Source organism: Luteimonas sp. MC1572 (assembly GCF_016615815.1).
Classification (GTDB): domain Bacteria; phylum Pseudomonadota; class Gammaproteobacteria; order Xanthomonadales; family Xanthomonadaceae; genus Luteimonas.
This window is the reverse complement of record NZ_CP067112.1, coordinates 2,439,802-2,453,535: the sequence shown is the minus strand read 5'-3', so window position 1 is coordinate 2,453,535 and position 13,734 is coordinate 2,439,802. Positions and strand designations below refer to the sequence as shown.

The 13,734-nt window shown below is 71.2% G+C and carries 13 protein-coding genes and 1 pseudogene; all 14 read left to right on the top strand.

All coding sequences use genetic code 11. From position 1 onward, the window contains the following. Position 1 precedes the first annotated feature (1 nt). Positions 2-1,708 carry a type II secretion system ATPase GspE gene (gspE, locus tag JGR64_RS11265; protein WP_199373467.1) on the top strand — a complete coding sequence of 569 codons (1,707 nt, stop codon included), beginning with the start codon at positions 2-4 and terminating at the stop codon, positions 1,706-1,708. A 2-nt stretch (positions 1,709-1,710) separates the two neighbouring features. Continuing rightward, positions 1,711-2,928, top strand: a complete 1,218-nt coding sequence (locus tag JGR64_RS11260) for a type II secretion system F family protein (RefSeq protein ID WP_199373466.1) — start codon at positions 1,711-1,713, stop codon at positions 2,926-2,928. 2 nt (positions 2,929-2,930) lie between these two features. Next, positions 2,931-3,365: a type II secretion system protein GspG gene (locus JGR64_RS11255; protein ID WP_199373465.1), complete on the top strand. Its 435-nt coding sequence runs from the start codon at positions 2,931-2,933 to the stop codon at positions 3,363-3,365. An 11-nt stretch (positions 3,366-3,376) separates the two neighbouring features. Then, positions 3,377-3,850, top strand: coding sequence for a GspH/FimT family pseudopilin (locus tag JGR64_RS11250; RefSeq protein WP_199373464.1), 474 nt, complete (start codon positions 3,377-3,379; stop codon positions 3,848-3,850). A gap of 5 nt (positions 3,851-3,855) precedes the next feature. After that, positions 3,856-4,272 carry a prepilin-type N-terminal cleavage/methylation domain-containing protein gene (locus JGR64_RS11245; protein WP_199374304.1) on the top strand — a complete coding sequence of 139 codons (417 nt, stop codon included), beginning with the start codon at positions 3,856-3,858 and terminating at the stop codon, positions 4,270-4,272. Beyond that, positions 4,269-4,880, top strand: a pseudogene (locus JGR64_RS11240) (prepilin-type N-terminal cleavage/methylation domain-containing protein); the annotation flags it as partial. The gene JGR64_RS11245 and the pseudogene JGR64_RS11240, both read left to right, overlap by 4 nt. Before the next feature lie 122 nt (positions 4,881-5,002). Then, on the top strand, positions 5,003-5,854 hold the full coding sequence (locus JGR64_RS11235; protein WP_199373462.1) for a type II secretion system protein GspK: 852 nt from the start codon (positions 5,003-5,005) through the stop codon (positions 5,852-5,854). Then, a complete protein-coding gene (locus JGR64_RS11230) occupies positions 5,854-7,041 on the top strand; it encodes a PilN domain-containing protein (RefSeq protein WP_199373461.1) in 1,188 nt (395 codons plus the stop codon). The genes JGR64_RS11235 and JGR64_RS11230 overlap by 1 nt, the downstream gene beginning before the upstream one ends. Then, entirely contained in the window at positions 7,022-7,654 is a 633-nt protein-coding gene (gene gspM / locus JGR64_RS11225) for a type II secretion system protein GspM (protein WP_199373460.1), read from the top strand. The genes JGR64_RS11230 and gspM overlap by 20 nt, the downstream gene beginning before the upstream one ends. Beyond that, positions 7,644-8,474, top strand: a complete 831-nt coding sequence (locus JGR64_RS11220; protein WP_199373459.1) for a general secretion pathway protein GspN — start codon at positions 7,644-7,646, stop codon at positions 8,472-8,474. The genes gspM and JGR64_RS11220 overlap by 11 nt, the downstream gene beginning before the upstream one ends. A 10-nt stretch (positions 8,475-8,484) precedes the next feature. Further along, positions 8,485-10,704, top strand: a complete 2,220-nt coding sequence (gene gspD / locus JGR64_RS11215; protein WP_199373458.1) for a type II secretion system secretin GspD — start codon at positions 8,485-8,487, stop codon at positions 10,702-10,704. A 24-nt stretch (positions 10,705-10,728) separates the two neighbouring features. Continuing rightward, complete coding sequence (locus JGR64_RS11210) at positions 10,729-11,634, top strand: glycosyltransferase (RefSeq protein WP_199373457.1); 906 nt, start codon at positions 10,729-10,731, stop codon at positions 11,632-11,634. After that, positions 11,631-12,542, top strand: a complete 912-nt coding sequence (locus tag JGR64_RS11205) for a glycosyltransferase family 2 protein (protein WP_199373456.1) — start codon at positions 11,631-11,633, stop codon at positions 12,540-12,542. The genes JGR64_RS11210 and JGR64_RS11205 overlap by 4 nt, the downstream gene beginning before the upstream one ends. Beyond that, a complete protein-coding gene (gene pncB / locus JGR64_RS11200) occupies positions 12,539-13,729 on the top strand; it encodes a nicotinate phosphoribosyltransferase (protein ID WP_199373455.1) in 1,191 nt (396 codons plus the stop codon). Before JGR64_RS11205 ends, pncB begins: the two co-directional genes overlap by 4 nt. Positions 13,730-13,734: the final 5 nt, after the last annotated feature.

The following is a 13,734-nucleotide window of genomic DNA, read 5'->3' as shown; positions in this document are numbered from 1 at the left end:
CGTGAACAGCACCGTCACGATCCCCGCATCCGCCGACGAGCAGATCGTCACTGCCCTGCTCGAAAAAGGACGCCTGAAAGACGCCGATCTCGCGCGTGCCAGGCGCCTACAGGACGAAACCGGCGGCAGCCTGCTGTCGCTGCTCACCCGGCTCGGCCTGGTGTCGGAACGCGACCACGCCGAAGCCTGTTCGTCCGTCCTCGGCCTGCCGCTGGCCAGCGCCAAGGACATGCCGGAACTGCCGCCCGAGGGCGTGGCGCTCACCGCGCGCTTCATGAAGCAGTTCCACGTGGTGCCGGTGGCGGAGGGCGATGGCTACGTCGACGTGCTCGCGGCCGATCCGCAGGAGCCGTATGCGCTGGACGCCGTACGCCTGGCGACCGGCAAGGACGTGCACGCACGCGTCGCATTGCGCTCGGAGATCGCCGACCTGGTGGAGCGCTGGTACGGCCAGGGCCGCAGCGCGATGGGCGCGATCATCGAGACCGCGGAGGGTGATGGCGGCGACATGGACGACGTCGAGCACCTGCGCGACCTCGCCAGCGAGGCGCCGGTGATCCGCCTGGTGAACCTGGTGATCCAGCGCGCGGTCGAACTGCGTGCGTCCGACATCCACGTCGAGCCGTTCGAGAACAGGCTGAAGGTCCGCTACCGCGTGGACGGCGTGCTGGAGGAGGGTGAGAGCCCGCCTACCAACCTCACCGCGGCGGTGATCAGCCGCATCAAGATCATGGCCAAGCTCAACATCGCCGAGCGCCGCCTGCCCCAGGACGGCCGGATCATGCTGCGCGTGCAGGGCAAGGAGCTCGACCTGCGCGTCAGCACCGTGCCCACCGCGCACGGCGAGAGCGTGGTGATGCGCCTGCTCGACCGCGAGACGGTGGTGTTCGACTTCCACAAGCTCGGCTTCACCGACAACTTCCTGCCGCAGTTCGAGGCCGTGCTGCAGCAGCCGCACGGCATCCTGCTGGTCACCGGGCCCACCGGCTCCGGCAAGACCACCACGCTGTACACGGCGCTGTCCAAGCTCAACACCGCCGACGTCAAGATCATCACCGTCGAGGATCCGGTCGAGTACCAGATCGAGGGCATCAACCAGATCCAGGCCAAGCCGCAGATCGGGCTCGATTTCTCGCATGCGCTGCGTTCGATCGTGCGCCAGGACCCGGACATCATCATGATCGGCGAGATGCGCGACCTCGAGACCGCGCGCATCGCCATCCAGTCGGCGCTCACCGGGCATCTCGTGCTGTCCACGCTGCACACCAACAACGCCGCCGGCGGCATCACGCGCATGCTGGACATGGGTGTGGAGGACTACCTGCTCACCTCGACCATCAACGGCATCCTCGCGCAGCGCCTGGTGCGCCGCCTGGAGCCGACGCACGCGGAGCGCTACCCGGCGTCGCCGGAGGAAATCGACAAGTTCGCGCTGCGCAAGTACCAGCCGGACGGCGAGATCTTCCTGTACCGCCCGCGCGCCTCGGCCATCGCGCCCACCGGTTACCTCGGCCGCACCACGATCATGGAATTCCTGGTGATGAACGACGCGCTGCGGCGCGCCGTCATGCGCCATGCCGGCATGGGCGAGATCGAGCAGCTGGCCCGCGAGGGCGGCATGCGCACCATGTACGAGGACGGGATCATCAAGGCGATGGCCGGCATGACCACGATCGAGGAAGTGTTGCGGGTCACCGAGGACGCCTGAGCATGCCCCTGTACCGCTACAAGGCGCTCAACAGCCGCGGCGAGACCCTGGACGGCCAGATGGAGGCCGCCAGCGACGCCGAGGTGGCGCTGCGCCTGCAGGAGCAGGGCCACCTGCCGATCGAAGCGCGGCTGGCCGGCGATGGCGGTGGCGATGGCGCCTGGAAAGCCCTGTTCAAGCCCAAGCCGTTTTCCGGTGAGCGCCTGGTGCAGTTCACGCAGCAGCTGGCGACGCTGCTCGGCGCTGGCCAGCCGCTGGACCGCGCGCTGACGATCCTGCTGGAGCTGCCGGAAGACCCGGCGGCCAAACGCGTGGTCACCGATGTCCGCGACCAGGTGCGCGGGGGCACCGCGCTGTCGACCGCGCTCGAGCGCCAGCACGGCACGTTCTCCCGGCTCTACATCAACATGGTGCGCGCCGGCGAGGCGGGCGGCACCATGCAGGAAACGCTGCAGCGCCTGGCCGACTACATGGAGCGCAGCCGGGCGCTGCGCGGCAAGGTGATCAACGCGCTGATCTATCCGGCCATCCTGCTGGTGGTGGTGGGCTTCGCGCTGCTGTTCCTGCTTGGCTATGTGGTGCCGCAGTTCGCCGACATGTACGAAAGCCTTGATGCGGAGCTGTCGTGGTTCACCGTGCTGGTGCTCGGAATCAGCAATTTCGTGCGCCAGTGGTGGATCGTGCTGGTGGTGGCCCCGGCGCTGCTGGCCTGGTGGTTCGAGCGCAAGCTGCGCGCGCCCGCGTTCAGGGCGTGGTTCGACGACTGGCTGCTGCGCCAGAAGCTGGTCGGCTCGCTGGTGGCGCGCCTGGAGACCGCGCGCCTCGCGCGCACCCTCGGCACCCTGCTCAAGAATGGAGTGCCGCTGATCACGGCGCTCGGCATCGGCCGCGCGGTGCTGGGCAACCGCGCGCTGGCGACCGATGTCGAAGCGGCTGCGGAAGAGGTGAAGAACGGCGTGGCGCTGTCGACCGCGCTGGCACGCGGCAAGCGCTTCCCGCGCCTGGCGGTGCAGATGATCCAGGTGGGCGAGGAGTCAGGCGCGTTGGATACTATGCTGCTGAAGACCGCGGACACCTTCGAGCAGGAAACCAGCCAGGCGCTCGACAGGCTCATGGCCGCGCTGATCCCGGTCATCACCATGGTCCTGGCCACCGTCGTCGGCGTGGTCATCCTGGCCGTCCTGATCCCGATCTACGGGCTCACCAACACAATGGGTTGAAGATGACATTCCACCGTGCAAGCAAACGTCCCCCCCGTCGCTCGACGCAGGCCGGCTTCAGCCTCATCGAGATCATCATCGTCACGATCCTGATCGGCGGCATCGTCGCGTTCGCGGCCAGCCAGATCCTCGGCGGCGGCGACAACGCCCGCTTCCGCCTGGCGCAGTCGCAGGTGCAGACGGTCGCGCAGAAGATCCAGCAGTTCGAGATGGACACCGGCGTGCTGCCGGCCACGCTCGGCGAACTGGTGAGCGCGCCCGGCAACGCCAGCGGCTGGCTTGGTCCGTACGCCAAGGCGGCGGATCTCAACGACCCGTGGAAGACGCCGCTCGAGTACCGCGTTCCCGGCGAGACCGGCCGCTTCGACCTGGTGAGCTACGGCGCCGACCGCAAGCCCGGCGGCGAGAGCGTCGACGCCGACATCCGGTACGAGTAAAGGCCAGGTACATGGGCGCCGGACGCAGCGGAACGCGCCGGGCGGCGGGTTTCTCGCTGCTGGAGGTGATGCTGGTGGTGGCGTTGTTCGCCGCCATGGGCGTGCTCGCCGCCGGCGTGCTCACCGGGGGATTCGAACGCATGCAGCTGAAGTCGGCGGTGAGCGACATCGCCGCGCAGCTGCGCTTCACACGCGCCCGCGCGATCGCCACCGGCACGCCGCAGACCTTCAGCATCGATCCCGCCAGCCACGCCTGGCAGGGCGCCGACGGCCGCAGCGGCGAAGTGCCGGAGCGGCTCGGCATCCACTTCACCGGCGCCCGCGAGGTGCAACCGGCGGACGGCATCGGCGCGATCATGTTCTTCGGCGACGGCGCGTCCACCGGCGGCCGCGTGCAGCTGAGCTTCCGCACCGCGGCCTGGGATATCGACGTCGCCTGGCTGACCGGCGAAGTCAGCCTGCATCGCAGCGAGCCCGCGCCGTGAGCAGCATGCGCCGCCAGCAGGGCTACACCCTGATCGAGGTGCTGGTCGCCTTCGGCATCCTGGCCCTGGCGCTCACGCTGCTGCTGGGCACGCTGTCGGGCGCCACGCGCCAGGTGCGCTGGTCGGCCGATGCCGGGCGCGCGGCGCTCCATGCGCAGTCGCTGCTCGCCGACACCGGCGTCGGCGTGGCCCTGCAGCCGGGGCGCGAGGAGGGCGAGCTGGAGGGCGGCCGCTACCGCTGGCAGCTCGATGTCGCGCCCTATGTCGATCCGCTGCAGCCGGACCCGGTGCTCGAGGATCCGTTCGCGCCACGGCTGCTGCAGCTGCGGCTGGAGCTGGCCTGGGGCAGGGACCGGCGCGCCGAGCGCCTGGTGGTCGAATCGCTGCGCCTGGTGCAGCCGGACCCGGGGCAGGGCCAGTGAGGCGCGCGCGCGCCTCAGGCTTCACCCTGATCGAGGTCCTGCTGGCCACGGTGCTGCTGGCCATGGGGCTGGCGCTCGCGTTCACCACCCTGCGCGCGACGATGGAAACCAGCGAACGCGGCGAGGCGATGGCCACCCGCACCGACCGCATGCGCGCAGTCGAAGGCTTCCTGCGCCGGCGCCTGGCCTCGGCGCAGCCGATCGCGTTCGCCAGCGACGAGAGCACCGGCGGGTCGCTGCGCTTCATCGGCGAGCCCGACCGGATCCGCTTCGTCGCCGACCTGCCCGATTACCTTGGTCGCGGCGGGCCTCACCTGCACGACATCGGCGTCGATGCCGGGCGGCGCGAGCCCGAACTCGGCGTGTCGTTCGCCATGGTGCTGGCGGGCGAAACCATCGAAGAGGAGCAACCGCGCCCGCCCGAGCCGCTGGTCAAGGACCTGGTCGAATTGCGCTTCCGCTATCGCGGCCTCGACGACGAGGGCCTGACCGACTGGCTCGACACCTGGGAAAACTACGAAGAACTGCCGCTGCAGGTGTCGGTGGAAATCAGCAGCAAGGACGGCGGAGCGTGGCCGCCGCTGGTCGTCGCGCTGCCGCAGTCGGCCACCGGCGCGGCGCTTGGCCAGGGCCTGGGCAGCACGCGCCTGCGCAAGCCTTCCCCGGTGCAAAGTGGTGACGGGGTCGGCAACGGCGGCCGTGGACGCAACCGGCTGCGGGGGCGTCGCTGATGGGCAGGCAGCGCGGCGTGGCCCTGGTGCTGGTGATGTGGCTGGTGGCGCTGCTGGCCGCGCTGGTCGGCGCGTACGCCACCACCGCACGCATCGAGTACATGCAGGGCCGCGTGCTGCATGGCGCGGTGGTCGCGGAATCGGCGGCGCGCGCCGGGCTGGAATACGCCCTGGTGCGCCTGCAGGACCAGGAGCCGCGTCGCGCCTGGCAGGCCGACGGCCGCTCCTACCGCTGGCGCTACGGCGGCGCCGACGTGGAACTGCGCATCCTCGACGAGTCCGCCAAGATCGACCTCAACGCCGCCGACCTGATGTTGCTGGCTGGCCTGTTCCGCACGCTGGGCGTGGAACCGTCGCAGGCCGACGCGGTCGCCGCGGCGATTGTCGACTGGCGCGACAGCGACCCGCTGACCCAGGCCTCCGGCGGCGCCGAAGACGGCCAGTACGCCGCCGCGGGCCTGCCCTACGGCGCGAAGGATGCGCCGTTCGACACCATCGCCGAAGTCGAGCAGGTGCTGGGCATGACGCCGGCGCTGTACGCGCTCGCCGCGCCGCACCTGACGGTGTTCAGCGGGCTCGAGAAACCGGATGAGCGCTTCGCAAGCGCCGAGGTGCTCGGCGCGCTGGGCATCGACCCGGCGATGACGCTCGCCCTGCGCGAAGCCGGCGGTGAGGCGCTTGCCGAAAGCCTGCGTGGCGGCGGCAGCGGCACGTATAGTATCGACAGCCGCGCACGGCTCGCAGATGGCCGCCAGGCCGTCCTGCGAGCGGTCGTCCGCGCCGGCGGAAGCGGGGTGCCGGGCTCGGCCTACACCCCATTGCGATGGGAAGAAGGAGCCACTCCGCGCTGATGCCTGCCGTCGATCACACCGCTGACAGCACGCCGATCCGCCAGCGCCTCGGGCGCATGGGTGGGTCACTGCGCCCCGGCGTCGCCGGATTCTGGAGCTGGTGGACGCAGGCGCTCGCGACCTGGCTGCCGGCACGGCTGCGTGAGCTTTTCGGGCTGGCGCACGAACGCCTGCTGCTGGCAGCGGGTGCGGACGGCCTGCGCCTGTCGATGGACCGCGGCGACGCCGTGCGCGCGGTCGCCGAGCTGCCGCCGTTCCCCGAGACCGGCAGCGACGCCGATCCGCTCGCGCCGCTGCTCGCTCAGCGCGTGGCCGAACTCCCGCGCTGGCTGCTGCTGCCGGCGAGCGACGTACTGCGCCGCAGCCTGCCGCTGCCGGCCGCCGCCGCCGAGCGACTGCGCGAGGTGATGGCTTTCGAGGTGGAACGGCAGACACCGTTTCCGTTGGCCGAAGTCGAATACGACGCGCGCGTGGTCGCACGCCGCGGCGACGGCCAGCTCGAGGCCGAGTTGGTGGTGGTGCCACGGCCCCTGCTGGAGGCACGGCTGGCCGCGCTTGGCCCGCTGGCGGCCACCCTGGCGGGTGTCGACGTCGCCGACTCGGGCGGCGGCGGGCTCGGCGTCAACCTGCTGCCGGGCGCACGCCGCGTGCGTCGCGCCGACCCGTGGATGACCTGGAACCTGGCGCTGGGCGCGGTAGCGGTGATCGCGCTTGCCGCCGGCCTGTGGCAGGTGCTGGCCAACCGCACGCTGGCCGCCGACGTCTTCGAGGCCCAGGTCGAACAGGCGGCCACCCGCGCCCGCGGGGCTGCAGCGCAGAAGAAAGAGCTGGTCGACCTGATCGAAGGGATGGCCTTCCTGTCATCCACGCGCGCCGCCCGCCCGACCACGGTGGAAGTGCTGGATGAGCTGTCGCGGCGCCTGCCCGACAGCACCTACATCGAGAAACTGTCGATCGAGGACACCCGGATCCTGTTGATCGGATTGAGCACCGAGGCCTCGTCGCTGGTGCAGCGCCTGGAAGGGTCGCCGCTGTGGCGTTCGCCGGCCCTGGCCGGTGCGCTGCAGCCCGATCCGCGCAGCGGCCGAGACCGCTTCACGTTGACCGCGGAACTCGCGGTTGCCGACGTGCCGGCCGCCGCAGCCGCCGATGGCAGGGGGGCCGCCGATGCGCGAAGCAATCCCTGACCGCGACCGCTGGTTGGCGCTGGCGATCCTGGCGGCGGTGCTGGCGCTGGCCTACCTGGTGCTGGTGCATCCGTGGTGGACGGCACCGATGCAGGAAGTGGGCGCGCGCATCGCGTCCCTGCAGGAACGCGACGTGCGCGTGCGCATGGAACTCGAGCAGGCGCCGGAAGTGCAGGCCAGGCTTGCGGAGGCGCAGGCGCTGGCCGAGCGCGTGCCCGGTTTCATGGCCGAGCGCAGCACCGAGCTCGCCATCGCGGCGCTGGTGCAGCGCCTGGAAACCGCGGTGGCCGAGGCGAGCCCCGGCAACCGCAGCTGCGCGATCAGCAATCGCTCGCCGATGACCGACCCGCGCCAGGGGCGTTTTCCGCGCGCGGTGGTGCAGGTGCGCCTGCGCTGCGGCAATCCCGAACTCGCCGCGGTGCTGCACTCGCTGGAGAGCGGCTCGCCGCGGCTGTTCGTCGACAACCTCAACGTACTGGTGCAGCGCCAGTTCTTCGCCGCCGGCGGCACTGGAGGACAGGGGTCGGGGCTGGACGTGACCTTCGACCTCTACGGCTACCTGCGGGCGCAGCCCGCCGCACCGGCACGCGCGGAGGGCGGCAATGCGCGCTGAGACCGCCGGCGCGCGTACCTGGATGCTCGGCGGCGTAGCGCTGTGGGCGCTGGCGCTGTGGGTGCTCGGGCTGTTCGGCCTGGGCGGGCGCATCGAGCGCCTGCCGCCTGATCCCGCGCTGGTACAGGCGCTGCCCGCCGCGGTCGAGCCTGGCGAGGATCGCCTCGGCGAGTTGCCGCTGTATGCAGCGATCGGTGACCGACCGCTGTTCACCGCCGACCGCCGGCCGCAGCCGTTCTTCATCAACCCCGAAGGTGAAGAGCAACCGGCCGAATTCGAGTTCGTGTTGACCAGCGTGCTGCTGGCGCCAGGTTTGGAGATGGCGATCGTGCAGCCCGGAAGCGGCGGCGAGCCGGTGCGCCTGCGCGTCGGCGACGCGCCCGAATCCGCGCCCGGCTGGCGGCTGGCCTCGGTGGCCGCGCGCAGCGCCGTGTTCAGCGGGCCCGAAGGCGACCGCACCCTGGAGCTGCGGGTGTTCGACGGCACCGGCGGCCAGGCACCCACCGCGATGGCAGCGCCGCCGCCTGCCCCAATTGCATCCACGCCTGGTGCAGCGCCCGCCGCGCCCGCGGCCGCGCCCGGGTCCGCCAACGGCAACCGCCCGGTGGTGGTGACCACGTCCAGCTCGCCCGCGCCCACCCAGGTCAACGTGCCGCAGGCCGGGCAGGCCGGGCAGGCCGCGCAGGCGGAGCCCGCGCCCGAACCCAGCGTGCAGACGCCGGATGCCCAGGTGGAGGCGATCCGCCAGCGAATCGAAGCCCGCCGCGCGCGCCTGCGCGAGCAGGCCCAGAACGGCACGCCGCCGGCCCAGACTCCCTAGAATGCAGCCGATGACCCCGACCTCGATCCTCAAGTCCGCGCTCGTGGCGTTCCTCGCCACAGTCCTTGTCGCCTGCGCCTCGGTGCCGGCCCCGACCGTGCGCCGCGATGCACAGGTGCCCATGCCGGTCATGCAGGTCGGCGGAGTGCCGCGCGATGCGGCCGCAACTGCCGACGGCATCCAGGAAGAGGCGCTGCCCGACGGTCCGCGCGCCCAGCTCCACCGCGGCAGCGGCCACGTCATCAACCAGTCGGTAGCGCGGTCCGCGCCGCCCAACCTGTCCGGCAGCACCGGCGAGGCGACCTTCAACTTCGAAGGCGAATCGCTGCACGCGGTGATCAAGGTGATCCTCGGCGACATGCTCGGGCAGAACTACGTGATCGCACCGGGCGTGCAGGGCACGGTGACGCTGGCCACGCCCAAGACCGTCAGCCCGGCGCAGGCGCTGAGCCTGCTGGAGATGGTGCTGGGCTGGAACAACGCCCGCATGATCTATGCCGACGGCCGCTACAACATCGTCGGCGCCGACCAGGCCATGGCGAGCGGCGCGGTCGCGCCGCGCACCGGCTCGGCGGCGGGCGCGCGCGGCTTCGAGTCGCGCGTGGTGCCGCTGCGCTACATCTCCGCGGCCGAGATGGAGAAGGTGCTCAAGCCCTACGCGCGCGCCAACGCCATCGTCAGCGTGGATTCCGGCCGCAACGTCATCACCATCGCCGGCACGCGCCAGGAACTCGAGAACTACCTGCGCACCATCGAGATCTTCGATGTCGACTGGCTGTCGGGCATGTCGGTGGGCGTGTTCCCGCTGGTCGCCGGCAAGGCGGCGCAGGTCGTCAGCGATCTCGAAACGGTGTTCGGCGAGCAGAGCAAGTCGCCTGTGGCGGGCATGTTCCGCTTCATGCCGCTGGAAGGCGCCAACTCGGTGCTGGTGATCACTTCGCAGCCCGAGTACCTGGACCAGATCGAGCAGTGGATCGAGCGCATCGACGGCGCCGGCGGCGGCGTGCAGCTGTTCTCCTACGAGCTCAAGTACATCACCGCCAAGGACCTGGCCGAACGCCTGTCGGAAGTCTATGGCAGCCGCGGCGGCAGTTCGGGCGGCCGCGGTGGCGCCTCGCTGATGCCGGGCCTGGAGTCCACCGAGATCAGCGACGGCGGCATGGATGGCGGCAGTTCCGCGCGGGTCGGTAGGGACCCGTACAGTGGCGGCGGCGGCGACAGCGGTGGCGGCGGCGGGCTGGGCAGCGGTTCGCTGTCGCTCGGCGAGCGCACCGGCGGCAATGCCGCGGTGACGCTTGAAGTCGACGGCGACAAGGTCGGCGTGTCGGCGGTCGACGAGACCAACACCCTGCTGGTGCGCTCCACCGGGCAAGCCTGGCGTTCCATCCGGCAGGTCATCGATCGCCTGGACATCATGCCGCTGCAGGTGCACATCGAGGCGCAGGTGGTCGAGGTCACGCTCAGCGGCGACCTGAGCTACGGCGTCAACTGGTTCTTCGAACGTGCGGTGACCGATGCCGGCCTGCCCAGCGCCGTGGGCCGCGAGACCTGGAGCGCGATCGCCGGCAACGTCACGGGCTCGCAGACCGGCGGCGTGGCCCCCGGCCTGGCTTGGACCTTCCTCGGCCGCAACGCCGCGGCCATCATCAGCGCGCTCGACGAAGTCAGCGACGTGCAGATGCTGCAGACGCCGTCGGTGATGGTGCGCAACAACTACGAAGCCACGCTCAACGTCGGCAGCCGCATCCCGATCTCGTCGGTGACCGTCAACCCCGGTTTCGGCGGCGACAGCTCCTACAGCCAGGTGCAGTACCTCGACACCGGCACCATCCTCAAGGTGCGCCCGCGCGTCACCAAGGACGGCACCGTGTTCCTGGACATCGTCCAGGAGGTCAGCAGCCCCGGCAGCCAGCCCGACCAGAACGGCAACGTGCGCATCGACACGCGCCGCCTGAAGACCAACGCCATCGTCCAGAGCGGCGACACGGTGATGCTGGCCGGACTGATCCAGGACAGCACCACGCGTGGTTCCCTTGGCTTCCCGGGCCTGAGCCGCATCCCGGTGCTCGGCGGATTGTTCGGGCGGCAGAGCTCCAATACCACGCGCAGCGAAGTCATCGTGCTGATGACGCCGACCCTGGTGCGCAACCAGCAGGACGCGCGCGACCTGACCGACGAATACGGCCGTCGCTTCCGCGCGCTGGAGCCGCTCAACCGGTCACGCGACTGAGCATGGCCCACGTCGGTGGCCGGCATGGCTGAACTCCCGGTCGTGCTGCTGCCGGTCGCGGTCGACGACGACGCGCTCGATGCCTGCCTCGCGGCGCTGGAGGCGGGCACGCCCGCCGGAACGCGGGTGTGGCTGGCCGACGACGCACAGGCCGGACCACGCGGCCTCGCCATCATCGAACGGTGGCTGGCGCGCACCCGCCTGCAGGCGGAATACACGCGCCGCCAGCGGCGCCTGGGCGAAGTGGCGCACATCGACCAGGCCCTGGCCGCGTGCGGCGACGACGACGTGATCGTGCTGGCCGCCGACGCCGTGCCTGCGCCGGGCTGGGCGCGGCAGCTTGCGGCCTGCGCCGCGCGCGATCCTTCCATCGCCACCGCGACGCCCTGGTGCAATGCCGGCGAGACCGCCGCCTGGCCGCGCAGCGGCGAGGTCTCCGCGCTGCCCGACGACCACGAACTCGGGCGTCTGTCGCGTGCCGCCGAGGGCATGGCGCCGGTGCACGCGGAGTTGCCCGCCGCGGTGGACCATGCCGTGTACCTGCGCGGTCGCGCACGCCGCCGTGCCGGCGGGCTGGATTCCGCGAGCTACGCGTCGTGGTACGCGGCGCTGATCGACCTGTCGCTGCGCATGTCCGGCCTCGGCTGGCGCAACGCGCTGTGTGAAACCGCGTTCGTCGCGCGCGGCGGCGAGGGTGGCCCGGCCGACGGCGATCTCGACGCGCTCGCCGCGCGCTGGCCGCGCTGGCATTCGCGGCTCGCCGAATTCCTGATGCACGACCCGCTGCACGCCGAGCGCGCGGCGCTGGGCCGCCGGCTTGAAGGCCTGGAGCCTCCGGCACAGCGCGAGCTGTTCGTGGCCGCGCAGGCCGTTGGCGCGGTGGGCGCGCCGCCCGCTTCGGACACCACGGGCCAGCGGGCGGAGGCGTGACCGTCGCCGCCGTCGCCGCCATCGTCGTCAGCCACCAGAGCGCCGGCACCATCGATGCCTGCCTGGCGCGCCTGCGCGCGGCGGCCGCGGTGGCCGAGATCCGCGTGGTCGACAACGCCTCCAGCGACGGCACCCTGGTCGTGGTGCAGCGCCACGCGCTCGCCGATCCGCGCGTGCGCTTCGTCGCCAACCCGGACAACCCCGGCTTCGCGGTGGCCTGCAACCAGGGCGCGGCGGACAGCACCGCGCCATGGCTGGCGTTCGTCAATCCCGACTGCATGCTGGAGCCGGACTCGCTGGCGCGGCTGCTGGCGCATGCGCAGGCGCTGGGCCGCGCTGAGGCATCCGCCGGCGCGTCCGCTGGCGCAGCGGCAGTCGACGTGCTGCTCGGCGCCGACCTGGTCGATGAGGACGGGGTGCGCGACGGCGCCGCGCGCCGCAACGATCCCGATTTCCTGGCGATGCTGCGCGGGCCGCTGCAGGCGCGCCATGGCCGGCCGCTGGATGTCGAGGTCGATCCTGCGCAGGTGCTGCAGCGGGTCGACGCGGTGTCGGGCGCGCTGATGCTGCTGTCGCGCGCGCTGTTCGTGCGTATCGACGGCTTCGACGCCGGCTATCGCCTGCATGTCGAGGACCTCGACTTCTGTCGCCGCGCGCGCGAGGCCGGTGCCACCGTGGCGGTCGCCAACGACGTGCGCGTGGTGCATGTGCGCGGGGTCTCCGCCCGCTCGCGCCCCGGGTTCGTGGAGTGGCACAAGCACCGCGGCCTGTGGCGCTATTTCCGTCGTTTCGAGGCACCGCGGCGCGGGTGGCTCGTGCGCACGGCGGTGTGGGGCGCGGTCTGGCTGCACTGGGCCTCGCGCCTGCCGGCCGTCTTCATGGCCAACGCGCGCGTGGCCGCGCCGTGATCATCGAGTCGCTGCTCGACACCGACCTCTACAAGTTCACCATGATGCAGGCGGTGCTGCACCAGCATCCGGCCGCGCATGCCGAGTATCGCTTCAAGTGCCGCACGCCGGGCATCGACCTGGCGCGGCACATCGATGCGATCTCGGCGCAGATCGATGCGCTGTGCGCGCTGCGCCTGGGCCCCGACGAGCTCGAGTACATGCGCGGCCTGCGTTTCATGAAGCCGGATTTCGTGGACTTCCTCGGGCTGTTCCAGCTGGATCGCAAGCACGTGCGGCTGCGGGCGTCGGACGCGGTGCCGGGCGAGATCGAACTCACCATCAGCGGGCCGTGGCTGCACACCATCCTGTTCGAGGTGCCGCTGCTGGCGATCGTCAACGAGGTCTGGTTCCACGCCGAATACGGGCCGGCGGAGACCGTCGAGGGCCTGCGCCGGCTGGACGCCAAGCTCGCGCGCATCAACGCCGCGATCGGCTTCGAGGACTGCCGCATCAGCGACTTCGGCACCCGGCGCCGCTATTCGCGCGACTGGCACGACACCCTGGTGCCGCACCTGGCGCGCGGCCTGGGCGTGAAGTTCGCCGGCACCAGCAACGTCGACATTGCCCGCCGCCATGCGCTGGTGCCGCAGGGCACGATGGCGCACGAATGGCTGCAGGCGCACCAGGCGCTGGGGCCGCGGCTTCGCGACTCGCAGGTCGCCGCGTTCGACGGCTGGGCGCGCGAATACGGCGGCGACCTCGGCATCGCGCTGACCGATGTGATCGGCCTGGACGCGTTCCTGCGCGATTTCGACCTGTACTTCTGCAAGCTGTTCGACGGCGTGCGCCACGATTCCGGCGACCCGGTGGAGTGGGGCGAGCGCGTCCTCGCCCACCTGGAAGACATGCGCATCGACCCGCGCACGCGCACGCTGGTGTTCAGCGATGGCCTCGACATCGACCTGGTGATGCAGCTGTACGCGCACTTCCGCGGCCGCTGCCGCATGTCGTTCGGCATCGGCACCAACCTCACCAACGACGTCGGGCCGGCGCCGCTGCAGATCGTGCTGAAGATGGTCCGCTGCAACGGCCAGCCGGTGGCCAAGCTCAGCGACTCGCCCGGCAAGACCATGTGCGATGACGCCGGCTACCTGCGCTACCTGCGCCAGGTGTTCGTGGTGCCCGAGGCGGCCAGCGACAGCTGACCGTG